This window comes from Niallia oryzisoli (assembly GCF_043641075.1).
In the GTDB taxonomy this organism is placed as follows: Bacteria; Bacillota; Bacilli; order Bacillales; family Cytobacillaceae; genus Bacillus_BD; species Bacillus_BD oryzisoli_A.
Window position 1 is genome coordinate 1,125,757 of record NZ_JBHZRC010000001.1, and the last position, 23,348, is coordinate 1,149,104.

The window sequence follows — 23,348 nt, forward strand, 5'->3', positions numbered from 1 at the left end:
CTAGTACCTTAATCCTTTCCAGCGTCAATTAAAGTCACAAAGAACTTACTCTACATTTATTATAAAGGATTTACTATCCATTCGTATAGAAGATTGGAATAAATAAAGAAACATCCGTTTACCATATGGTAACGGATGTTTCTTTATTAAACAGGATAGACGGGATGTTTCCTGCTGCTAAACGTCATTTCCTTCGTTTCATACATTTCAAAGCGAGAAACAAGAAATGAGCGTAATTCATGTGGAGAAACAATATCATCTATAATGAGTTCTGCAGCCAGCTTATAAATATCAATCGCCTCTTGGTACTCCTTTTGCTTCTCTACCATAAATGCAAGTTTTTCATTTTGATCCTTTATTTCATTTATTTTATTTGAATAAACAGCATTAACTGCAGCCTCAGGTCCCATTACTGCAATTTGAGCTGTTGGCAATGCAACACAGCAATCAGGCTCAAACGCTGGACCGGCCATTGCATAAAGACCTGCACCATAGGCTTTACGAATAATCACAGAAATTTTGGGAACTGTTGCTGAACTCATTGCAGCAATGAATTTTGCACCATGACGAATGATCCCCGCTTTTTCTACCTTTGTCCCTATCATGAAGCCTGGAACATCCGCTAAAAATAACAGCGGGATATTAAATGCATCACAAAGAGTGATGAACCTAGCACCTTTATCGGCAGAATCAACAAACAAGACTCCGCCTTTTACCTTCGGCTGGTTTGCAATAATCCCCACTACTTTTCCATCTATTCTTGCCAATCCTGTGATCAATTCCGCTGCAAACAACCTTTTTATTTCAAAAAAACTTCCCATATCAATAAGCGAGTCAATACAATGATACATATTAAAAGGAATATTTTGATTTGGTGGGATGATCTTCTCTAACTGAAGACCTTCCTTCGGGTTCTTACCCGCAGTGATTGAAGGCTTTTCTTGATAATTAGAGGGAAAATAGCTTAAGTATTGCTTTGCAAGATTTATTGCTTCTTCTTCGTTCGAAGCTAATACATCACCACACCCGCTAATCGTACAATGCATCCTTGCTCCGCCCATTTCCTCCAAGCTAACCTTTTCTCCGATCACTTTCTCAGCCATTCTCGGAGAACCTAAATACATCGAAGCATTTTGATCAACCATGATGACAAGATCACAAAAAGCCGGGATATAGGCACCTCCTGCAGCAGAAGGTCCAAATAACAAACAAATCTGTGGAATCATCCCAGAAAGCTTTACTTGATTATAAAAAATTCTTCCTGCACCTCTTCTGTTTGGAAACATTTCTAGTTGATCTGTAATTCTAGCACCAGCTGAGTCAACTAAATAAAGAAGCGGTACCTTTATTCTCTCGGCTGTTTCTTGAATACGGATGATTTTTTCAACTGTACGGGCCCCCCATGAACCCGCTTTTACAGTCGAATCATTGGCCATTACGCAGACCGTCTGACCATTAATCCTTCCAGTTGCCGTCACAACACCATCCGCTGGAAGGTCATCATCAAGACAATTGGCGAATCTGCCATCCTCATCGTATTCTCCATTGTCAAACAATAATTCAAGACGTTTTCGAACAAAGAGCTTGTTTTGAAACGCGAGCTTTTCATGGTATTGTTTCTTTCCGCCAGCTTCAAGTTTTTGTTTTCTTTGCTGCAATACCTGAAGTAACAACTGTATGGAAGACATATTCCCCCTCCTTTTTTCCATTAAAGTCCCATTGCTACTTTAAGACCATCAACACGTCACCTTCATTTACAAAGTCACCCACCGCTACTCGAATTTCCGATACTTCTCCTTTCTCACTGCTTTCTATTGGGATGGCCATTTTCATTGACTCCAAAATAATCACTTCCTGCCCAACCGAGACTTGCTCGCCCTGGCTTACTGGTATCATCAGTACCACTCCTGCCATAATTGCTTTTACCTCTTTCATTGTTTTCCCTCCTTGAATCTCATTTCGTTAGTCATTTCGATTATTTGTAACCGTTTTCTTTCAATAAAGCAGAATTTTTTAAATAAATAGTATATAATAATATTTACAAAAGTCATATATTGCTTATGTTTATTAAAGGGTTTATAACTATACCTATTCACTTAAAACATTGAACATGCAATTTTTGCTTCAAAAGGAGGATGGATTAAATGTCGATGGAAATAATTAAACTAAAAGTAAATTACAAAACACTTGAGGAATTTAAGAAATTTAAAGAATACGGAATCCAAGAGCTGTCAATGAGCGAGGATCTCGAAGCAAATATAATTGAGAATGACAGCGAATCTCCATTTTACGGTATTTATTTTGGCGATAAGCTCGTTGCAAGGATGAGCGTATATCAAGTAAACGCGAAATATAATCGTTATTTTGAACCACCTGTAGATTATTTGGAAATTTGGAAGCTTGAGGTCCTTCCAGATTATCAAGATAGAGGCTATGGAACGGCTCTCGTGGAATTTGCTAAAGGATTTGGAATGCCAATCAAAACAAATCCAAGGATTAAGTCCAGAGGCTTTTGGGAGAAGATGGGCTTTCAATCTGTTAACTATGAAATGGAGCGTGACTTAGGAGAGAATCCACTCATTTGGCATCCTGACGGAGTGAAGGAAGCCATAAAGTAAAATAAGAAAAACAAGCAGACAAGGCATTGTCCGCTTGTTTTTTTATTTATCAAGCTTTTCCAGATTGCCATTTTTATCCATTTGAAAACGAACCTTTTGGGCAAATTCTTCTTCTTTTAACACAACCATTTTGCGTGCTCGTTCCATTATTTCAATTAGAGCTTTATAATCATGCTCCATTTCATATAGTTCCTTTGATAAACGAGCATTTTCTGCTGTAATATCTTGTATTTTCTGTTCAAGCCTTTTTATGTTGTTTTTATATATTGACAGACTTTCCTGATAATCTGATGAATTTTGCGCACGATCATATAGTTTGTTCAAATAGACTATTAATTCCTCAAACGTTATTTCCTTCATTACTGGTGGAGATATTTCTTCTGTCTTAACAGGAGGGTTATCGGATGCTTTTATTTCCCGAGTGCTGACTTCATTTTTATCAATAGGACTTCTCTTGGCATCTTTACGTTGTTTTTTTGCAAGTTCAATTCCGGATTTATACTGCTTTCTTATTGATGAATTCCAGCGAAATCCACATGCTGCAGCTGTTCTTGACAGCCTTTTTCCAACCTCCTCAAAAGCTTGAAGCTGTGTTCCACCTTCACGAATATGACGAAGTACAACCTCAGCAAGCAGCAAATCCTCATCCTGTGTCCAAGCATCCTGTCGTGTAGTTGACATCTGAAAATCCCTCCTAGTTTTTTTATTCATACATATGCATCTACTAGAAAAGATAGACTGACATCATCTTAGTTTTCAGTTATTTCTTGAATTTTACCTTTCTTGCTGTAGTAAACATAGTAGTTGCGAACAAACTAAACATCGCTCTTTAACACAGCCTACTTTTTATTTAAAAAATTATCTACTTGCTTATGATGTGCTTCTTGTTCCCATAAAACAGCACAACGTCTTACTTCTTCTTCAATTCTTTCAACCACACTACTCTCATTCCATCTTTTTATTAGCATTTCTTTATAAGCCGAAGTGACGCTAGGTTCAAGCTGTACTATTTTCTGGACAAAGGTTTGCAGTCCTTCTTTTGAATCACCCTCGAACAAATAATCAACAAATCCAAGCTCTTGTAATTCTTCTTCATGGTAGAGCCTGGCTTCCATTAACATTCTTAATCCTTTTGCAGGAGGTATTTTTTCAAGTATCATTGTACCTCCACCCCAGCCAGTCGTTATTGCCAAGGTCCCTTGAATAAATCCCGCTTTGATTCCCCTTCTAGCAATTCGAAAATCACATGCTGCTGCTATCTCACAGCCACCCCCTACAGCTGTTCCATTCAACAAGGCGATGGTTGGCTTTGGCAAAAGGAATATCTTTGTTAAAATATGCGACATTTTTGAAAGCATTCCATATGCTTCTTTTTCAGTATGTAATTGATGAAAAACAGACAAATCTCCGCCAGAGCAAAATGCCCTATCACCAGCACCTGTAATAACAAAGGCTTTCACATCCTTATCATTAGCAAGAGTCACAGCCTGCTCTAACCCCTGCATGATGTCATCATTAACTGCGTTACGTTTTTCAGCTCTATTAATCGTAAAAACTAGCAGTCCATCTTTTTGCTTTTGAATCAAATACGGTTCCATGTATAGTTCCTCCTGTCATCGGTCATTATGTAAAGTATCTATTTGATGTTCTACTTACTATTATTAACTAAAATAACAAAAGCACAAGAACATATATGTTCTTGTGCTTTCATTAAACATGGAAAATTAGTCGTTAACTACTTCCTTGCCTTTGTATGTTCCGCATGCTTTACATACGCGGTGAGCAAGTTTCATTTCACCACAGTTTGGGCATTCTGTCATACCTGGCACCTGTAATTTAAAATGTGTACGACGCTTTCTTTTCGCAGTTTTTGATGTTCTTCTAAAAGGTACAGCCATTATTCCCACCTCCTTAAAGAGTATTAAGAAAGTTGCGAAGACCTGTCATCTATGTCCTCAACTGCCTATTTTCTCCTTCTGATTAGGAATCAGAAGTTCGATCATCTTGATCAAAAAATTTAGCAAGCCCAGCAAGACGAGGGTCAATTTTGTCTTTCTTATCATGTTCATGAATAACTTCCCAATCTTTTCCAGATTGAGGAGCACCTTCTTCCGTGCTATCTTCACAGAAAACCTGCATTGGGACTTCAAGCAATAATATTTCATGAATAATCGGCATAACGTCGATAACATCATTTTTCACTTGATGAACCTCTTCATCGCTTTCAAAATCGTAGCCATTCAGAAGGAAAGTTTCGGTTGTTTCAACATTAATTGGATAATTCACGTCAACTAACGTACGAGAACAAGGAAGAGTTAAATAACCGTTTATCCTTAAATGAAACGTTACCTTTGATGAACTAATATCGGCATAGCCTGTGACATGCATAGGCGAAACCTTACGAATCGAAGGATCGATTTTCATTATTTCATCAGCATCAACGATTTCATCAATTGGAAATTCCATACTTCGATGTTTCTGTAACTGACTTAAAGTCCATTTCATTCGAATCACCCCAAGGCAACAAAGGTAATTATAGCTTTCATATAATTATTTGTCAATATTATTTCTTTACAGTAAAAACAACTGAGTTTTAACATTTGTACACACTATTAGTAGTTTACCCCAATAAGTTGTTTACAACCACATTTTAGATTAAAATGGTAAAAAATTCTTTTTGTGAATAAAGGAGTAAGTAAATGAAAGCAGTTGGAGTTGTTGTTGAATATAATCCTTTCCATCATGGACATGCCTATCATATTGAAAACGCAAGAAAAGCAACGGGAGCAGATGTAGTCATTGCAGCGATGAGCGGAAACTTCCTGCAAAGAGGCGAACCAGCTATTGTTTCAAAGTGGACCCGGACGGAAATGGCACTGAAAGGTGGAATTGACCTTGTCTTTGAGCTCCCCTATTCATATGCGGTCCAAAAGGCTGATACATTTGCAGCTGGTGCCGTTTCACTTTTAGGAGCAGCTGGCTGTCAATTTATCTGTTTTGGCAGTGAGTCAGGCAATATCGAAGACTTTTATCATACCTATCACTTTCTCGAAAAACATCATGAACCATACAACTACGAAATTAAACGATTTATCAATAAAGGATACAGTTATCCAAAAGCGTTATCACTTGCATTCAAAGCTTTAGAGCCTGCTGAAAATGTAGTCGACCTAAGTTTACCCAATAATATTCTCGGCTTTCAGTATGTTAAAGCTGCTGAAAAAAGCGGGTACCCTGTCAAAATGGTAACGATCGCAAGAAAAAGTGCAAATTATCATGACCAGCATTTTTCCTCCGCATCGATAGCAAGTGCAACAAGTATTCGTAACGCTCTATTTTCTAATAACGCTGATATCACAAAGATTCAATCGTATGTACCCGTTCATACATATGAAGGTTTAATGCAATATCATCATAATTTTGGAGCATTTCATAACTGGAATATGTATTGGCCATACCTCAAGCTCAATCTACTGCAATTAAGCCCTTATGAGCTAAGAGTGATTTACGAGGTAGAGGAAGGAATTGAAAATCGTCTTCTATCTCTTGCCATCAAATGTGAAACATTCCCGCAGTTTATGGAAGAGTTAAAAACAAAACGGTATACATGGACACGTCTACAAAGAACGTTAACCCATATTCTCACACATACCGTAAAAAATGAAATGTCTGCCTTAAATGATAAGGTGCCATACCTACGATTACTCGGAATGACAGAAACAGGTCGAAAATATTTAAATCAATTGAAAAAGGATTGTCCAATCCCCCTCATATCAAAGCGTTCTTCCTTTACGCATCAGCAGATTGTAACGGATACAAGATCAGCTAGGATTTACGCGATGGGATTGCCGGAGCAGTACAGACAAAAGGCCATTGAGCTGGAATTTAAGCAGCAGCCAATCTATATAGAAGATGATCATAATGAACAAAAAAATAAAGCGATTTAATCGCTTTATTTTTTTGGCTTAAGATTTTCCAAATAACTAACAGCATCAGCAAATGTATTAATCGGAATTATTTTCATATCTGTACCGATATCCTTTGCAGTATGAACAGCAGCCTGATAATTAGAATCCTTCGCGCCATTTTCATTTGGAGCAAGGAAAATATCAGCGCCTGCATGATCTGCTGCAATGACCTTCTGTTCAATCCCACCAATTTTACCAACCGTTCCATCAGGCGAAATCGTTCCTGTACCAGCAATCTCATAGCCTTTTGTTAAATCCAACTCCGTTAACTGGTTATAGATTTCAAGCGAAAACATAAATCCCGCAGAAGGACCGCCGATTTCATCAGTTTTAACCTTTACATCTGGTTTTACGATTAATTCCTTATCGTCTACCAGCCCTATCCCTATTCCGACTCTTTCTTTATTCTCATCATCTTTAAACTCTTCGACGTTCACACTCACTTCATTGACTTGTTCTTCTCTTTCATAGGCCAGCAAAATCTGCTTACCCGCTTTTAAACCACTTACATAGTTAATAAATTCTTCAGACGACTGAAATTCAAACCCATCTACTTTAAAAATTCGATCGCCAGGCTTCAATTTTCCCTCTGCAGGCATTTCAGGAACAACATGCAGAACATAAACACCATTATAACGGTAATCCACTGGGATTCCCGCCTTTTTATATGCGACCTCTATCGCAGCAATTTTTGAAGTATCCATTAAATGCAATTGACGGATATTATATTCTTCATCTGTTTCATCCTTCGCTCTGATATCTTCCATAGGGTAGAGTTCTACGTAATCCATGAATTTTGCTGAAAGATAAGAATAGATGTTAGCTCTTCCCATTCGTACGGTTGTAAGCATAAAGTTACCCTCTTCGTCAAATCCATCTTCAACCTTAATAATAGGTTCGAGCTCCTTTGCCATACCTGGCTTGGAAACGTAGTAAGGAAGATAATAAAAAGAAGAAGCTAACAATAAAATGGCTGTTACAAGAAGGATACGAATAATTTTTGTATTTTTCATTCTTTATGAAGCTCCTCCCAGTTATCCATGATTCTTTTTATTTCGTCAAGATGCTTTCGAGCTTCTTCTTCACCCTTTTGAATCATCTCATCTATATTTGTAAATGCTCTTGAACTATATTCTTCCACACGAGGTCTAATCATAATATCAGAAGCTATCTGCCTGTACTCAACCAGTTCCATCTGCATGATATCCAAGCTTTGCATAATCACATCATAGATAGTCGAGATATCTGCGTTTGTTTTAACACGCGAAACATCAACTGCTATCACAATATCTGCTCCCATTTCTTTTACAACCGAAACCGGCACACGGTCTACCACCCCGCCATCAACCAGCAGCCGTCCGTTTTGTTTTTCCGGAACAAAGATACCCGGAATTGAAATACTTGCCCTAACAGCTTCAGCAATCGGACCTGATCGAAAAATAACCTTTTCTCCTGTCATTAAGTCTGTTGCGACGACAGATACAGGAATCATCAATTCCTCAATTCGTTTCCCTTTTGTAAAAACACGTATAAGCTCCTTCACTCGTTTCCCCGCGATAAATCCCATTTTAGGGACAGTAAAATCAAGATAATACTTTCGCTTAAAAGCCGTTGACAGTTTATAGAGACGATCCATGTCAATCCCCGCTCCATAAAAACAGGCTACTAACGACCCCATGCTGCTCCCAGCTATATAATCAATCGGAATTCCATGTTCAACCAACACTTTTATTACACCAAGATGCGAAAATCCCCGTGCCCCTCCTGAACCAAGTGCCAAACCAATTTTGGGACGACCCAAAAATATCCCCTCCACTATCAAATTCGCCCCGTCGAATTTGCGTCCGGATTTTTATTGAGCTCGCTCGATAAATAACCCTTAAAAAATCCGTGACATCCGCCGGAGGCTTAACTTCATTCAGCCGGGTATAGACCCCACTGAATCGGAGAGCTTTTTGCATTCATCCCTTAACTTTAGAAGTGTAGGACTTCTGCTGAATGAAGTTAAAGGTATATAATATTATGGTCTATTTTGTTCTTCTATGAGTATATTGAAATATATGAGGACAAGACCGAATAGAAATTACACTCTTCATTATTTTACCATTGAATGAATCTATTGAACAATTCGTTAAACTTGAGGGAGGAAAGCAAGTGTTTCGTTCCAAATTAAAAACCATTTTTTTAGCCTCTGCTGCATTATTTATGGCGTTTTCGCTTATAGCCTTTCCTCAAGAAGCTGTTTCCGCTTCCATTCGAGGATTGGATATGTGGCTTCAAATTGTATTTCCTTCACTTCTGCCTTTCTTTATTGTATCTGAGATGTTAATCGGATTTGGCGTCGTGAAATTTATTGGAATTTTATTGGAACCCTTCATGAGGCCTCTGTTTCGTGTTCCAGGTGTTGGCGGCTTTGCATTAGCCATGGGGATGGCCTCTGGATACCCCGCAGGAGCCAAATTAACAGCAAGGCTTAGACAGGAAGGTCAGATAACAAAGACAGAAGCCGAACGTCTTGTCTCGTTTACTAACTCCTCTAACCCTCTTTTCATATTCGGTGCAGTGGCTGTAGGGTTTTTCAACAATGCAAAGCTTGGAATTATTCTTGCCATGGCACATTATTTAGGTAATTTAACAGTTGGTCTTATCATGCGATTTTACGGACACAAAGGATCAAAGCAAAAGCCCGTAAAAAAGCAAGTCACAATCAGAGCAGCATTATCAGCTCTCCATAAAACGAGAATAATGGACAATCGTCCAATTGGAAAATTGCTCGGGGATGCAGTCATGTCTTCTGTCCAGACCTTACTAATGATCGGTGGCTTTATCATATTATTTTCAGTTGTAAACAAACTACTATTTCATCTTCATATTACAGCCTTTTTCGCTGAAGCCTTTGAAATTGTCCTATTAGTATTTCATTTACCGGAAGATTTAAGCATTCCATTCATTTCTGGATTATTTGAAATTACCTTAGGAAGTCAGCTTATCAGCAAAATCCAGGAAGCTACGTTAATGGAGCAGGCAATTATCACGAGCCTTATTCTTGGCTTTTGCGGTTTTAGTGTTCAAGCACAGGTTGCCAGTATTATCGCTCAAACGGATATCAATTTTAAACCGTTTTTCTTCGCTAGAATCATCCATGGTTTGATTGCCGCCTTCTATACCTTTATCCTATGGGAGCCTGTATATGAACGCTTTTACAATACTGAACAGCCATCAAATACAGTACCTGTCAGTTTTTTAAACAAAGAATCCCCACTATACGCCAATATTGGACATTGGGCCGAGTTGGGGTCTTTAATCACAATTGTTATGCTAGCAGTTTATGTTATCATTTATGCACGAAGGATGGTTTTTACTAAAAACAGCTAAAGACGAGCACAGATCTGTACTCGTCTTTTTATTTACTTTGTCTTATTTATTGTTCTCAGCATTCTTTTTCCTTAAAGCATTTTCCACAACTTCAGGAACAAGCTCTGAAATATCAGCTTCGTGACGGGCAACTTCCTTTACAATACTTGAACTCAAAAAGGAGTATTGATTACGAGTCATGATAAAAAAAGTTTCGAGATTTTGATCCAATAAGCGATTCATTGCAGTGATAGACATTTCATACTCAAAGTCAGATACTGCTCGTAATCCTCTAATATTGGCTATGGCGCCGACCTTTTTAGCATAATCTACTAAGAGACCGCTATAGGAATCTACTTCAACCTTTGGTATATCCTTTGTTGTTTCTTTTAATAATGCCACTCTCTCCTCAACTGAAAACAAGGGATGCTTAGACTCGTTATTCAATACAACTACATATAATTTATCAAATATACGCGCACCTCTTGTAATAATATCAATGTGACCGTTCGTCACCGGATCGAAACTCCCCGGACAAATTGCAATTCTCTCCATGATATCCCCCTATTCTCTCTCATAACCATAAATGGAGACAGCGATTATGCCATATTTTTCCTGTCTGTTTTTCGTGAAGTTGCCTACCGTTTGGGGCAATTCAATATCTGAACCATGTTCACAGATAATTGCACCAGTTTTATTTAATAGATTTTGCTGACTTATCATGTCTAAAAGCTTTTCAAGTTGCTGTTTTTTATATGGCGGGTCGAGAAAAATATATTGAAAGGCTAAGTTTCGTTTAGAAACCGCTTTAATTGCTCTTTCTGCATCATTACGATATACCTCAACTCGCTGTTCAAGCCCACATTTATGTATATTATCCCGTATGGTCCCGATCGCTTTTCCATCACGGTCAACAAAAATAACCTGATCCAATCCCCTGCTCAACGCTTCTATTCCTAGACCACCGCTTCCGGCAAATAAGTCCAGACCCATTCCCCCATTAAAATAAGGTCCAATCATATTAAACATTGCTTCTTTTACTTTATCAGTCGTTGGCCTAGTAGAAGTACCTGGAACAGCCTTTAATGAAACCCCTTTACAGCTGCCTGAAACTACTCTCATCCTATCACCACAGCATTTTTGATTTAATTCACTTTTTTATCCTAACATACGGAAACAAAATAGCCAATCACAACGTAAGACAGATTTTTGAAAAAATAATCGATTTGAACGTATAGCAAACCTATTTGTGGAAATAATACTAGTAACAACATCATTCGAGGATGTTGTTGCCAACCGCGGAGAAGACTTACGTTTCCCCATAAGTTCTTCCTCCGGTTTCTCCTCTCCCTTTACCTTCTGTCCTTATAGGATATAGAAGGACCCTGCTTTATAGCAGGGCTTTTTTTTATGTCATTTTTCATTTTTAGCGTAATTTAACTGGATCGACTCCGGATTTTCTATAATCTCAGCATGAAAAATCGGCTGTAATGCTTCAATTCCTATATATACCTGTCCACCTTCCACTTGCAATGGATTTTCAAGCAAGCCAAAGTCTGTACCGTTTCGCGTAAAGATTGGCTGTGCCAAGAAAAAAGTGAATTGGTCAGTTTTGTTTGATGCATAAAATGTGCTCTCTTCCGTATCGACTCGAAAACCCATCGCTTTTAATGTGTCAACAAACGGGAAAAGGATTTTGTCTTGACGGTACGCAATAGTAACATCCGTCACTTTGTCATTTATGATTACTTTTCTCAGATCCATAAAAAGTAAAGGAGTTAATTCGCTATTTTCATCCTTATTAATTGAGAAAAAGGAGGTCTTTAATCCTTTCATGTCTCCGAGCAGATGATCAAGTATAGTAAAATCTAACCTTTTCGTCTTTTGCAATGCATGAACGAATGTATTGCGTTCTTCATTTGTAATGGATTGTGATAACTCCGCCATCATGATTTCGCTTTTCATGGCAGCGGGGGCTTTTTCACGGGTTAGCGAAGTTAAAAAGTCGATTATCCATTTTTCCTGATTTGAAAGCTTCGTAAATTTTTTCATGAAATAGTCATTAATTAATTCACGCTCAATATCCTCCGCTGAACTTGCCGGAGAAATAATTTTTATCCCCTGATACTCGGCTGGCTTTACAGCATCTGTAAAAATGACAGCAAGGTATTCGTCCTGTTCAAGTGATGCAGCAGATTGAAGATCATGTTTCCCAATGGAAAAAGGATTTCCTTGAATAGATAGCCCTTCGTTTAACACTTTTTTCTCAAGCGTATCAGATTGCCAGTAAAGAGAAGGTGTATCTCCTTTTCCTTTAAAGGAGTAGAAATCGATTAAAGATAATTTTTCATAGCCTGTTTGCGGCATCCCTGCTACCCAGGTACTTCCTCTTCTTTCTTTTTCGACTATATCTATGGTTGTTTCCATGATGCTGCTATCCTTTATCCTAGTCGTCCAATCCGTAAGTATATAGGCTGGCTGCTCCGGTATTGGGATAACATATGTAAAATTCAGTTCACCATTTTCGGCTATCACTTTTGATGAATCCACATTATAGGATTTGCAGTTCTCTCCATCATCATCAATACATTGCCATCTAAAAAGGCTATCGGGTCTTATTATTTGATAATTCTTATCCTTTATTAACCCTGTTACAGTTTGCGTAATTTGCATTTCTTTTCCTGCCGTTTCTATTGTTATACGCTGTTTAGGGTGTTCAAATTTGTACTCTGAATTTTCCTCAAGTACGCCCGAATAGCTTCTCCATTGCCGTAGAAGTAGACAAGAAGTAACCGCTAAAAGTATAAACAAAAGTATCATTGGCTTTTTTTTCATTGAAACTATTTCCTCCTATACGAAACGAAACAAGCCTATAGGAACTCCTTTAAACAAACAAAAAAGGTCTGAGTCCACAAGCAGCACCCAACCTAAATCATGTTTCAAATTAGACTGGAGCACTTATTGTGGGTTCAGACCCATGGTTATGTTTCCTAAATTCCCATCTTATAATCGTATTCCTTTGCTTTATCAGGCTTAGAATTCTCAAACTCAATTTTAATAAATGGCTTTTGAGAAGGCTCAACTTTTTTAACAAAGGAGTAAGACTTCAATTTCGCCATCAGTTCTTCTATTTCATCTGAATTACAATATAAAACGACATATTTTAATCTCTTTGAAACATAATGAACATTACCAAACCTTCTAAGCATTTTTGCTTGCTTTAGTGAATGCAGCCAAACAATAAGTCCTTGACGTTGACTTAACATAGCATTTCCCCTCGTTACCGTTTCTTACTCTAGTCTAGCATAAATTATCCAACTTTTTCAATGAAACCATTTAATGCTAAGAAAAATCGGATTCATCCCTATGGGATAAATCCGATTTTTTTATATAATTGAATTTAAGCCGAACAACCACAGCTCCCACCTGAGCCGCAGCCTCCCCCGCTATGTTGATCAAAAAATGGGTTTCCTGAAGGCACTTTAATCTGCTCGGAAACAGATCGTCCAATCAACCTACTTACTTCATCAAGCAACTCTTGAAAATCGTTTTCAGCTTTTCGAAATTCAGCAACATGGTCATCCATATCCATTGTTCTTTTACATTCCCTGACCTTTGTCATGACCGTTTTATAATCCGGATGATACTTTCCAAAACGCTGAACTTCCTCATACTGCTCTTTCATCTTTACAAACTCACGAATTTTCCGCTGAGTTTCTTGATTGTTCTTTATATTATCTAAACATGTACGATAATGATCAGCTATCTCCGATTGCAAAATCATTTTCGCTATCACTTCAGCATTTTCTAATATCATTACTCTTTCCATTGTAGCAAGCAAATTAAGCTCACCTCCATTTCATATTTTAACATGAATATGATTGAAAACGAAGTAGATGTTACTAGTACACGTAAAGAAAGTCGGTTTCTTAGCTCATTATTGGATGGAGATCTCCATTTCTTTTACAGCAGCTGCCACATTTTCGTTTTCTTTAAAGAGCTCTAATTTCGCATGATGCGTACCTGACGGGAGGTCTTTAACAATAAAAGCAGCACTATGAAATTCAGTTGTTTTTTTTCCATCAATAGAAAAAACAATCCTTGCACCATGATTGCGAAACGAAGCATTTTTTACAATGCATTCAAAAAAGACATCCTTCCCCCTTACATGATATTTAACATAAAAAGAATCATCTTGTGCACTATTCATTGCTGAAGCATGTACTGCTTCATTTAAATAGAAGGAAACATCTTTCGTTTCCGGCTCCGGGATATCCTTTTGACATGCCGCTAACGGTAATAATAACAACAAAACGATTAAACCATGCATCTTTTTCAAGGTTTATCACTCCTTACATTTGTTCAATGAATGAAACAAATGTCAGTTTGAATCTTTCTAATCGTATTGTTTGCTATTTAGCGGTCTTTTACTCCGTACTTCTTTTCCATATTTAAATAAAAAATAGGGGGATTGCTCCCCCTTCATCTATGATTGGTTATTCATCGTTTGAAACATGGTCATCATCATGGAAGCCATTTGCACTCCATTGGAAATTTTTTCAACCTGATGAGGGATTGTTTTTTTATAATAATGTAAAGCAGCAATTTCCATTGCTTGAATTTGACTGGGATCACGAGTTAATTTTCGATACCAAATCGGCTGTTCTCGAATGAATGATTGTAGTTCTTTACTTTGTTCCAAATAATTGTAGACATCTTTTCTCATCATCAGCCCCCCTTAATCAACTAGTCTTTTCTAAATAAAAAGGGATTGTTCGGCTTTTGATTGGGAGAATGGGGTTTGTTTCTATTGGAGCCTTGTTGAAACTGCGTTAACACTCCTTGAACAGCACCAAGAGCCTGGCTTAAATGATTAATATTATGCTGCAGCTGTTCAGGATCCATTTTTTTCAGCGAACCAAGTATACTGGTTAGCCAATCTCCTTTGGAATCTTTACCACTCCGATTAGTATCAGAACTATCTTGCTGCCACTTTGAATCATTTTCACCCAACAAGTACCAGTCCTCATATAATTCCTGCAGCGTCGCTTTTCCATTCCTAACGTCTTCAAGAGTATTTGGGTGCTTTTTCACAAACGCTTTAAATTCCTCTATCGATGGATGAAGCTTTTTATCTGCCACTTTGATTCACCTCAACCTAAACAATTGCCTATATTACGATATGTACGTAGATAGATTTGGTGATATTATTTCAACATTTGCAGGAGAATTTGCGTGTAGTAACCTTTATAAATTCCAATACCTGTATGTGTAAAATCATTATTTAAGAGTTTTTCTCTATATGCCTCACTATTCATCCACCCTTCCACGATCGCTGGGGCATCTAAATAATCTGTAGCAACATTTTCTTCCGCCATTTGAACGTTTAATTCAGCAGCTATTAGGCGATCTGACAAGTCTTCAAAATGGTCTGCCTGCTTTGACCCTTCCCTGCTTTCATACATATTCTTGCTATGTTCAGATGCAACCATCATCGCCTTCTCATCCCATAACAATGGTTTTAAATTCAAACGCATTCTTACTATATTCACCAGATCAAATAATTGTTTTTCATTGCTCATTGCAAGCTTTTCTTGGTCCACTTTAGTATTCCCCTTTGCTGCCTTTAACTCTTTGTTAGCTAGGTTGAAAGGATGGAGCTTAATTAACGTAGGAACATCCATTAAACGTACACTCGACACTTTCCCTGAAAATTTATCAATGTATAATTGCACAAAAACGTTTCCTAACTGTATGAGTGGTCGTGAATTAATGTCTTCCTCGGAAAGCTCAAAATAATACGAGTTATCATCGTAATTCAGACTAACAATGGATTCAATGAAATAATTAGCATAAATCTCACTTATAGGTTCCCCTATATAGAATGGTCTTATATTAACATCCTTTCCTATCGCAAAAATAGTCACGACTTTATCAGCCAATACACCCACTTGTACATATTTATCTGCATTTGAATTATAAATCCACCATTTATACCCATATGCAGATAAGTCTACCCTTTCCGGTTTTCCAAGCTCTGCTTCAAGCTCCTTTGTGGTATTACCTATAAGGTTAAATAGTCCTTCTGTTTGGATTGTTGTACTCTTATTTTTAGATGGAGGTTGCTCAAGCAATTGGACATCATTAGAATTTTTTCGATTTTGATTCCTTACTACCTCGTCATGATCCTCACGGATAGTCATAAAAAAACCAATGGCAGTTAATATCAGAATGATGACCATAACCCGTATACTTGTTTTCAGAGATATACCTCCTTTCACAGAAGAGAAGAAATTTCACTTATATAAATACTCTATGCCATTATAACATTTCATAGAAAGCGAAAAGTATTAAAAAACCAAAAACGATTGACTTAAAACTATGAATCCTATACTACTTTGTTTACGAAAGTTATTTATGCTCACAGATTATACAAAAAAAGGCACCCTTGGGCACCTTAATGTTGGATTTGATTTGTATGTTCAGAGATATCTGATAACGCTTGTCCAGCTTGTTCATCCGACATTTCTCGAATAGCAAAATCACCTAGACTAACAATTCCAATCAGCTTATCTCCTTCAACTACAGGCAAACGACGAATTTGATGTTCAGCCATTAATTTTGCCGCTTCCTTCACAGATGTATCAGACGTAACCGTTATTAGTGTATCACTCATTATTTTTTCAACTTTTGTGGACCCTGGATTCTTTTCAGCAACTCCACGTACTGCAATATCTCTGTCAGTGATCATACCGACAAGTTTTTCCTGATCAACGATTGGAATGGCCCCGACATTTAATTCCTTCATTTTTAACGCCACTTCATACATATTATCTAATAAAGTACAGCATTCTACTTCATCAGTCATAATGTCACGTATCTTTTCCATTAAATGGTCCCTCCTATTTTTTGTTACATTCATACAAGTAAAGTTATGTAACCATTTGTTAGACTTTCCAAATCATTAATTATTATGCAAAATCTAAAATTCCTTTCGTTAACTGATTGAAACTTGACTGTTTTTACACTATTATTAAATTTGAGTATAATGCGATTTTTAATAACAATATGAAAATTCAAAAGAAACTACATTTTGCTTGGAGGGGACAATAATGAAGTTTGAAAACAAAGGATTCGAAGGATTGAAGGCTGAGTTAAACCGTCTCGACGATATCATGCTTGAATATGGTTTAGTTCGAGAAGGACAATGGGATTACGAAAGAGTTACATATGATCGAAAGTTCGAATTAAAAGAAGGGGTATTCTATCTCCGTATTCTAGGATATGCCGTAGAAGGTGACGTAGGTGCAGGCAAAGCCCTTATTCAACTTAAAACACCTTTACTTGGAAAGCATTATTATCCGCACGGAGTTGAGTATGGCGATGGCGAGAGCTTCCCTAAGTCATTAGTAGCTCAATGCGAGAAAATTTTAACACAGTTAACGTCAGAAATAGCTCAATTTGCGAAAAAGTAAAGAATCAGATTTATATTAAAAAGACGCATGATATAACGCGTCTTTTTTATTTTCACAAAAAATAAGCCGCATTTCTACGGCATAATCTAAAAACCTAATATCGCCTTAATGACTGATGTCGTTTCTCCTCCATGATAAAAAACGTAAAGTAATAAATAAACAGCCACACCAGTAATTGCGGTACAAAACCAAATAACACTTGTAATTGGTCCTAATTTACGATGTTTGGAGAGATTATTTTTAAACCCTGTTATAAGTGAAATAATTCCCAAAACAGCTCCAACTGTTGCCAATGTTATATGGAAAACTAAGAAAATCGTATAATAAATCTTAAGATTCTCAGGTCCTCCAAAGCTTGTATTACCGATAAAAATGGTTCGACTAGCATATATAACAAAAAACACAACTGCAAATATAGCTGCCCATAACATGGCCTTTTTATGGGCTTGAATTTTCCTTTTCCGAATCAGGTTCCATCCAATGGCAACCATTATTGCACTGAGGACAATAAATGATGTACTAATAGTAGGTAAAATTGGCAATGAGTATTCCATATAATAACGACCTCTCGACTTTTAAAGTTATTAACTATTTATCCGTTATATCTATTTATCTATTATTGTAGTAGAGCAGGAATTATTTTTCAATAATAATCAGAATTCGTTCACAAAACATTACTAATTTATTACGATAATCGTTATAAATATGTGATGAATTTACTTGACGACAAATAAAAAGCCTCCCATTTATTCATGAGGGGCTAAAATGAGTACGTTAATTATTCAACCGGCTGCGGATGATAGGCATTTAATTCTTCCGCTTCGGTTTCCTCTTGATCTTTCCGATACCACTCAAAGAAAACATTTGCTAAAACAATACCATAAACAATTTCCTGAATAATTTTCATTAAAACGCCACCTAGCTGCTGGTCATGAACTAGCGATAAGGAAGTAAACATTTCCGGTCCACTTAGATCTAATGAAGCTAATGTTGACTGCGGAACACAAAGCGTTAATGCCTGTGCCCATAGATTTGGATCAGAATAAGCAGCATACATTGGGCTGTCATTAAAAATAATCAATGCACAAGCAGGCAATATCAAGGCACCACTCGCAAAGATATATGCAACCTTCTTTAAGCCAACAATACTTCGATTGATATCTACTTTATTGACAAGCGGCCACCACATGGATAAAGCCAAGATAAACAAAAGACTTGTATATGCCTCGTGAAGCCACATCGTTGTTTTGATGACATCAAAAACAAACGGGATATGGTATAAAGAAAACGTTACATTAAAAAGAACCAGTGCAATTATAGGTCTGGTAAAAAAGGTCAAAATTGTTTTGATAATAGGCATTGACCAAATATAGCGCCATAGCCATTCTGGTACAGCAATAATCAAAATCGGAGGAATAATAAATAATAATACTGACATTTGAATCATATGTGCATAAAACATTAAATGACCCATCAAATCAAGCGGGGATCCCTTTACGATATAGATTAACAGCATAGACAGTATGAAAAGGATTATTTGCGATTTCGTCAGCGATCTTCTTCCTTTAAATTCCAGGCTATATTTTGTTACGAAGAAAAAGTAGCCAACTGTAACCAGCAGGACAAAAATAAAGAAAAATGGACTCCATAATGCCCTAAATCCAAAAATTTCAAGCGACAAAGCTTATTCACCTCTTTCATTTAGAATAATCGGAAGGCAATATGCATTCAAACTATTTACACTAATTATACTATTTTAATATTATATTCTCAAATTTATCCACTGTCTTTAATGTATAAAAAGGAAATCAGCCTAGCTGATTTCCTTTTTATAGCCTTACCACCAAATAATCGTCAAAAATGCAATCACAGTAATGATCGCTACAAAGACACCGCTAAACATAAATAACGCAGGCATCTCATGACCTTTGTGGCTCATATGCATAAAATAGTATAGCTGATAAGCTACCTGAACACCGGCTAGCAGTAGAATAAACGGTATTGTAAACCAGCTGCTAAAGCCTTCATAACCAACAGCAACAAAAGCAATTAAGGTGAGGAAAATCATAAGCGCAAAAGTAATAACCTGATGCCTCATTTCCTCGGCATTTTTTTTACGACGATACTTGATATCATTAGGGTTAACTGAGTTTATTTGTTCATTGCTCATCAGATTATCCCACCATTCCCATTAAATATACAACCGTGAAGATAAATACCCATACAACATCAATGAAGTGCCAGTATAGACTCGCTGTATAAAACTTAGGCGCATTGTAAAGATTTAATCCACGTTTTGCATTTCGAATCATCAAGGTCAAAATCCAGCATAAACCAAAGGCAACGTGAGCTCCATGGAAGCCTGTTAAGGTATAAAAAGCCGACCCAAACGCACTGCTGGTAAACGTATGATGAAATTCATGAACATAATGATTAAACTCATAAATTTCGAGCGTTAAGAAGGATGCTCCTAATAGAACCGTTACACCTAACCACAGCATCATTTTTTTAAACTGAAAATTCTTCATATGATACATGGCGTATACACTTGTTAAAGAACTTGTTAATAGAATCATCGTTGTTGCAAATACTAATGGTAACTCAAATAAATCCTTTGCTAAAGCATGCTCAGTACTTGGAACTTTATCTTTTAATGCAAGATATGTTGCAAAAAGGGTGGCAAAAAGTACTGTCTCGCCTCCTAAGAATATCCAAAACCCAGTAAACTTATTCTTTGCTTCAAGGGTTTGCCTTTCAGGCGAAGCCGGCCACGTTTCAGCAGTCCATTTTTCTTCCGCGTGCATTATGCCTTCCCCCCCTTATCCAAATCATCAATTAAGTCTTCTTTGTGAATGTGATATCCGTGATCATCCTTTGTAGAGCGGAACATCATAGATCCAAATGTAATCGCTAAACCGACAATGAAGACTGCAATGGCAGTTGGATTAGCAAAGACATCATCTGTTTTCATATCATATTGGTACATAGCACCAAATGCAGCAACAAATAATCCTAAAGCAATCATAAATGGAGTAAAAGATGAATTTGGCATATGGATATCTCCTAGCGGCTCTGCCGGAGTCAAACTCTTCTTACCTTCCATTTTTTCAATCCAATATGGATCCAAACCACGAACTAACGGAGTTTGTTTAAAATTATAGAAAGGCGGTGGAGAAGCAATCGCCCACTCTAATGTACGTCCATCTTCCCAAGGATCATTTCCTACCTTTTCGTTCTTAACCACTGTGATTATAACGTTAATTACTAAAATAATAACGGCCACCGCCATAACGAATGCACCGATTGAACTAATTAAGTTAGCACTTTCCCAGCCTTGGTTTGGAAGGAATGTAAACACTCGACGAGGCATACCCATAAGTCCAAGGAAATGTTGAATAAAGAATGTTAAATGGAAACCGATTAAGAATAACCAAAATGAAACTTTACCTAACTTTTCATTTAGCATCGTTCCAAACATTTTAGGCCAATAGAAATGTGTTCCAGCCAATAAAGCTAATACGACCCCACCAACAATTACATAATGGAAATGGGCAACAATGAAGTAACTATCATGAAGCTGATAATCAAGCGGAGCTGCAGCTTGCATGACACCTGTTACACCACCCATTACGAATGATGGGATAAACGCAACAGCATACAGCATCGGAGTTGTAAATGTTACGCTTCCGCCCCACATTGTAAAGAGCCAGTTAAAGATTTTAATACCTGTAGGAACCGCAATCGCCATTGTCGCAACCGCAAATATTGCGTTTGCAATTGGCCCAAGACCCGTTGTAAACATATGGTGAGCCCATACCATGAAACCGAAAAATCCAATTAATACAGTTGCAAATACCATGGATGAATAACCAAACAGACGCTTTCTTGAGAATGTTGAGAAAATCTCAGAGAAAATTCCAAATGCAGGTAATACTAAAATATACACTTCAGGGTGTCCAAAAATCCAGAAAATATGTTCGTAAATAATTGTATTCCCGCCACCTGCTACATCAAAGAAATTAGCTCCAAACAAGCGGTCAAATGTTAATAGGAATAAACCAACTGCAAGTGGAGTAAAGGCAAAAACAATAAGTGTTGATGCGACAAAAGTAGTCCAAGTGAACAGAGGCATCCTCATAAATGTCATACCAGGAGCTCTCATATTAATAATCGTTACAAGGAAGTTTATCCCTGACATTAATGTACCAAAACCAGATATCTGCAATCCGATCGTATAGAAATCAATACCATGTCCTGGAGACTCAAGTGACAATGATGCATAAGAAGTCCAGCCTGCATCAGGTGCTCCTCCAAGGAACCATGAAAGATTTAAAAAGATTCCGCCAAAAAGAAATAACCAAAATCCTAATGAGTTGATAAATGGATACGCAACATCACGCGCACCAATTTGAAGCGGTACAATTGCATTCATAAAGGCAAATAACAATGGTGTTGCCGCTAGGAAAATCATCGTTGTACCATGCATCGTAATAATTTCATTAAATAATCCAGCACTGACAAAATCGTTATTTGGTTCCATAAGCTGAATACGAATCATCATAGCTTCTAGACCGCCGATAACGAAAAATAGTGCACCGGCAATAAAATAAAGGTGTGCAATTTTTTTATGGTCTACAGTTGTTAAATAGTCCCATAAAAATGCTCCTACCCCTTGTTTTTGAGCGTAGCTACTCACAGTTTTACCTCCCCTTTACACGTTCTAATTCCAATTATTTCTGAACTTTCAGATTCATTAAATATTCAGTTAACGCGTCCAACTCTTGATCCGTTAAGTTACCATATGCACCAGTCATTTTATTTCCTGGTTTAACGCTTTCAGGATCCTTTATCCATTTCTTCAGGTTTTCTTCATTATGATCAAGAATACCCGCAATTTTAGTACGGTCACCAAAGTTCGTTAAGTTTGGTGCAAGTCTAGCTGCTTCAGGTGTTGTATTTGCAGGTGTGACAGCATGACAACCAATACAGCTATTGTTATAGATTTCTTGACCTTGCTGCGCTAAATCTGTAGTTGCTTGCTGCGGTTCTTTAATATTCTGCATATCACTTACCCAGTTATCAAATTCCGCACGAGAAACGGCTTTTACTTTAAAGTCCATTAGTGCATGCGAAGGACCACACAGCTCTGCACATTTACCGTAGAAAATATTTTTTGCTTCTTCAGCTTTTTTACTATCAAACTCAAGCCAAAACTTATTGACATTGTCTGTATTAGTATCCATTTTTCCGCCTGCTGCAGGAATCCAAAATGCATGTTTTACATCGGAAGCCTTTAAATTAAAATACACTTTCTCATCCGTTGGGACGATAAGCTCTTGGCCTGTAACAATCTTTTCATTTGGATACTCAAACTCCCACCAATACAGATTTGCACGAACATTTACTACTAGTGCATCTGATTTCTTCTTATCCATTTCATCTACATCACCAAGATGAAATGTAGCAGCTACTGTAGGAACAGCCAAAATCAATAGGAGAATAATTGGAATAGTAGTCCAAAGAATTTCTAATTTATGACTTCCCTCCACTTGTTTTGGAATTCTGTCATCTTTACGTCTAAATTTCAAAAGCACCAATAAGAAAATTAGGACAACGACAACAATAACTCCCACCATAATTGCAGTACTTAGTATCATTAGATTATACTGCTTTTCCGCAACTTCTCCTGCTGGCTGCAGTGTTGATAAAAATGGCTCACCACAACCTGAGAGAACAAGCGCCAGAACCGACAATAACGGAATTAGACGCCATTTAAATAGCCTCTTCATAGCGATAACATACCCCTCTTTCGTGAATAATTTCTTAAAATAAGTAGTGCTAAAAAATATGGATAAATTCCTTCTGTCCTGAATTTACCATAGGAAGAAAGAATTTCCTACCAAACTCTAAAGGAAACGCCACTCATCCCCTTT

The 23,348-nt window shown here is 37.3% G+C and carries 28 protein-coding genes; 4 read left to right on the forward strand and 24 right to left on the reverse strand.

Annotated elements, in window-relative coordinates; translation table 11 throughout:
* Positions 1 to 146: 146 nt before the first annotated feature.
* Both ACHUFV_RS05700 and ACHUFV_RS05705 read right to left on the reverse strand, forming a co-directional pair.
* Complete coding sequence (locus ACHUFV_RS05700; RefSeq protein WP_394232623.1) at positions 147 to 1,688, reverse strand: acyl-CoA carboxylase subunit beta; 1,542 nt, start codon at positions 1,686 to 1,688, stop codon at positions 147 to 149.
* A gap of 34 nt (positions 1,689 to 1,722) precedes the next feature.
* Positions 1,723 to 1,935: a biotin/lipoyl-containing protein gene (locus ACHUFV_RS05705; RefSeq protein WP_394232624.1), complete on the reverse strand. Its 213-nt coding sequence runs from the start codon at positions 1,933 to 1,935 to the stop codon at positions 1,723 to 1,725.
* A gap of 209 nt (positions 1,936 to 2,144) precedes the next feature.
* Here ACHUFV_RS05705 and ACHUFV_RS05710 point away from each other — a divergent pair, with 209 nt between their 5' ends.
* Positions 2,145 to 2,618, forward strand: a complete 474-nt coding sequence (locus tag ACHUFV_RS05710; protein ID WP_394232625.1) for an N-acetyltransferase — start codon at positions 2,145 to 2,147, stop codon at positions 2,616 to 2,618.
* Positions 2,619 to 2,660: 42 nt separating this feature from the next.
* Here ACHUFV_RS05710 and ACHUFV_RS05715 read toward each other — a convergent pair whose 3' ends face one another.
* The 4 genes from ACHUFV_RS05715 to ACHUFV_RS05730 form a co-directional block, all read right to left on the reverse strand.
* The gene (locus ACHUFV_RS05715) at positions 2,661 to 3,299 is read right to left on the reverse strand and encodes an RsfA family transcriptional regulator (RefSeq protein WP_394232626.1); all 639 of its coding nucleotides are present in this window, start codon (positions 3,297 to 3,299) and stop codon (positions 2,661 to 2,663) included.
* A 158-nt stretch (positions 3,300 to 3,457) separates the two neighbouring features.
* A complete protein-coding gene (locus ACHUFV_RS05720; RefSeq protein ID WP_394232627.1) occupies positions 3,458 to 4,216 on the reverse strand; it encodes an enoyl-CoA hydratase/isomerase family protein in 759 nt (252 codons plus the stop codon).
* A gap of 126 nt (positions 4,217 to 4,342) precedes the next feature.
* Entirely contained in the window at positions 4,343 to 4,516 is a 174-nt protein-coding gene (gene rpmF, locus ACHUFV_RS05725) for a 50S ribosomal protein L32 (protein ID WP_071395445.1), read from the reverse strand.
* A gap of 82 nt (positions 4,517 to 4,598) precedes the next feature.
* Entirely contained in the window at positions 4,599 to 5,123 is a 525-nt protein-coding gene (locus ACHUFV_RS05730) for a YceD family protein (RefSeq protein ID WP_394232628.1), read from the reverse strand.
* A gap of 194 nt (positions 5,124 to 5,317) precedes the next feature.
* On the opposite strand from ACHUFV_RS05730, the gene ACHUFV_RS05735 reads away from it, so the two are divergent.
* A complete protein-coding gene (locus ACHUFV_RS05735) occupies positions 5,318 to 6,565 on the forward strand; it encodes a nucleotidyltransferase (protein WP_394232629.1) in 1,248 nt (415 codons plus the stop codon).
* A gap of 5 nt (positions 6,566 to 6,570) precedes the next feature.
* Here the strand turns inward: ACHUFV_RS05735 and ACHUFV_RS05740 are convergent, their stop codons facing one another.
* Both ACHUFV_RS05740 and ACHUFV_RS05745 read right to left on the reverse strand, forming a co-directional pair.
* Positions 6,571 to 7,599 carry a SepM family pheromone-processing serine protease gene (locus ACHUFV_RS05740; RefSeq protein ID WP_394232630.1) on the reverse strand — a complete coding sequence of 343 codons (1,029 nt, stop codon included), beginning with the start codon at positions 7,597 to 7,599 and terminating at the stop codon, positions 6,571 to 6,573.
* Complete coding sequence (locus ACHUFV_RS05745) at positions 7,596 to 8,387, reverse strand: patatin-like phospholipase family protein (protein ID WP_394232631.1); 792 nt, start codon at positions 8,385 to 8,387, stop codon at positions 7,596 to 7,598. The genes ACHUFV_RS05740 and ACHUFV_RS05745 overlap by 4 nt, the downstream gene beginning before the upstream one ends.
* Before the next feature lie 353 nt (positions 8,388 to 8,740).
* On the opposite strand from ACHUFV_RS05745, the gene ylbJ reads away from it, so the two are divergent.
* On the forward strand, positions 8,741 to 9,961 hold the full coding sequence (gene ylbJ / locus ACHUFV_RS05750) for a sporulation integral membrane protein YlbJ (protein ID WP_394232632.1): 1,221 nt from the start codon (positions 8,741 to 8,743) through the stop codon (positions 9,959 to 9,961).
* Between the two features lie 42 nt (positions 9,962 to 10,003).
* Here the strand turns inward: ylbJ and coaD are convergent, their stop codons facing one another.
* The 10 genes from coaD to ACHUFV_RS05800 form a co-directional block, all read right to left on the reverse strand.
* Positions 10,004 to 10,495 carry a pantetheine-phosphate adenylyltransferase gene (coaD, locus tag ACHUFV_RS05755; RefSeq protein WP_394232633.1) on the reverse strand — a complete coding sequence of 164 codons (492 nt, stop codon included), beginning with the start codon at positions 10,493 to 10,495 and terminating at the stop codon, positions 10,004 to 10,006.
* A gap of 9 nt (positions 10,496 to 10,504) precedes the next feature.
* The gene (rsmD, locus tag ACHUFV_RS05760) at positions 10,505 to 11,062 is read right to left on the reverse strand and encodes a 16S rRNA (guanine(966)-N(2))-methyltransferase RsmD (protein ID WP_394232634.1); all 558 of its coding nucleotides are present in this window, start codon (positions 11,060 to 11,062) and stop codon (positions 10,505 to 10,507) included.
* Between the two features lie 291 nt (positions 11,063 to 11,353).
* The gene (locus ACHUFV_RS05765) at positions 11,354 to 12,775 is read right to left on the reverse strand and encodes a hypothetical protein (RefSeq protein WP_394232635.1); all 1,422 of its coding nucleotides are present in this window, start codon (positions 12,773 to 12,775) and stop codon (positions 11,354 to 11,356) included.
* Positions 12,776 to 12,930: 155 nt separating this feature from the next.
* Complete coding sequence (locus tag ACHUFV_RS05770; protein WP_394232636.1) at positions 12,931 to 13,206, reverse strand: YlbG family protein; 276 nt, start codon at positions 13,204 to 13,206, stop codon at positions 12,931 to 12,933.
* 134 nt (positions 13,207 to 13,340) lie between these two features.
* Positions 13,341 to 13,781: a YlbF/YmcA family competence regulator gene (locus tag ACHUFV_RS05775; RefSeq protein WP_394232637.1), complete on the reverse strand. Its 441-nt coding sequence runs from the start codon at positions 13,779 to 13,781 to the stop codon at positions 13,341 to 13,343.
* Positions 13,782 to 13,877: 96 nt separating this feature from the next.
* A complete protein-coding gene (locus tag ACHUFV_RS05780; protein WP_394232638.1) occupies positions 13,878 to 14,279 on the reverse strand; it encodes a hypothetical protein in 402 nt (133 codons plus the stop codon).
* A gap of 147 nt (positions 14,280 to 14,426) precedes the next feature.
* Positions 14,427 to 14,666, reverse strand: coding sequence for a YlbE-like family protein (locus tag ACHUFV_RS05785; RefSeq protein WP_394232639.1), 240 nt, complete (start codon positions 14,664 to 14,666; stop codon positions 14,427 to 14,429).
* A 20-nt stretch (positions 14,667 to 14,686) separates the two neighbouring features.
* The gene (ylbD, locus tag ACHUFV_RS05790; RefSeq protein ID WP_394232640.1) at positions 14,687 to 15,082 is read right to left on the reverse strand and encodes a spore coat protein YlbD; all 396 of its coding nucleotides are present in this window, start codon (positions 15,080 to 15,082) and stop codon (positions 14,687 to 14,689) included.
* A gap of 65 nt (positions 15,083 to 15,147) precedes the next feature.
* Positions 15,148 to 16,182: a CAP domain-containing protein gene (locus ACHUFV_RS05795; protein WP_394232641.1), complete on the reverse strand. Its 1,035-nt coding sequence runs from the start codon at positions 16,180 to 16,182 to the stop codon at positions 15,148 to 15,150.
* Positions 16,183 to 16,397: 215 nt separating this feature from the next.
* On the reverse strand, positions 16,398 to 16,829 hold the full coding sequence (locus ACHUFV_RS05800) for a CBS domain-containing protein (protein ID WP_394232642.1): 432 nt from the start codon (positions 16,827 to 16,829) through the stop codon (positions 16,398 to 16,400).
* 223 nt (positions 16,830 to 17,052) lie between these two features.
* Between ACHUFV_RS05800 and ACHUFV_RS05805 the strand changes: the two genes are divergently transcribed.
* Complete coding sequence (locus ACHUFV_RS05805) at positions 17,053 to 17,415, forward strand: YugN family protein (RefSeq protein ID WP_394232643.1); 363 nt, start codon at positions 17,053 to 17,055, stop codon at positions 17,413 to 17,415.
* A gap of 86 nt (positions 17,416 to 17,501) precedes the next feature.
* On the opposite strand, the gene ACHUFV_RS05810 is transcribed toward ACHUFV_RS05805, so the two are convergent.
* The 6 genes from ACHUFV_RS05810 to coxB all read right to left on the reverse strand — a co-directional run bounded on the left by ACHUFV_RS05810 (position 17,502) and on the right by coxB (position 23,204).
* Positions 17,502 to 17,969: a DUF420 domain-containing protein gene (locus ACHUFV_RS05810; protein WP_394232644.1), complete on the reverse strand. Its 468-nt coding sequence runs from the start codon at positions 17,967 to 17,969 to the stop codon at positions 17,502 to 17,504.
* Positions 17,970 to 18,193: 224 nt separating this feature from the next.
* Positions 18,194 to 19,096 (reverse strand): cytochrome c oxidase assembly factor CtaG, encoded by a 903-nt coding sequence (ctaG, locus tag ACHUFV_RS05815; protein ID WP_394232645.1) that lies wholly within the window; start codon positions 19,094 to 19,096, stop codon positions 18,194 to 18,196.
* Positions 19,097 to 19,252: 156 nt separating this feature from the next.
* A complete protein-coding gene (gene ctaF, locus ACHUFV_RS05820; RefSeq protein WP_394232646.1) occupies positions 19,253 to 19,585 on the reverse strand; it encodes a cytochrome c oxidase subunit IVB in 333 nt (110 codons plus the stop codon).
* Between the two features lie 4 nt (positions 19,586 to 19,589).
* Positions 19,590 to 20,219, reverse strand: coding sequence for a cytochrome (ubi)quinol oxidase subunit III (locus ACHUFV_RS05825; protein WP_394232647.1), 630 nt, complete (start codon positions 20,217 to 20,219; stop codon positions 19,590 to 19,592).
* Entirely contained in the window at positions 20,219 to 22,111 is a 1,893-nt protein-coding gene (ctaD, locus tag ACHUFV_RS05830) for a cytochrome c oxidase subunit I (RefSeq protein WP_394232648.1), read from the reverse strand. Before ctaD ends, ACHUFV_RS05825 begins: the two co-directional genes overlap by 1 nt.
* Positions 22,112 to 22,145: 34 nt before the next feature.
* Positions 22,146 to 23,204 (reverse strand): cytochrome c oxidase subunit II, encoded by a 1,059-nt coding sequence (gene coxB / locus ACHUFV_RS05835; protein ID WP_394232649.1) that lies wholly within the window; start codon positions 23,202 to 23,204, stop codon positions 22,146 to 22,148.
* Between the last annotated feature and the right edge of the window lie 144 nt (positions 23,205 to 23,348).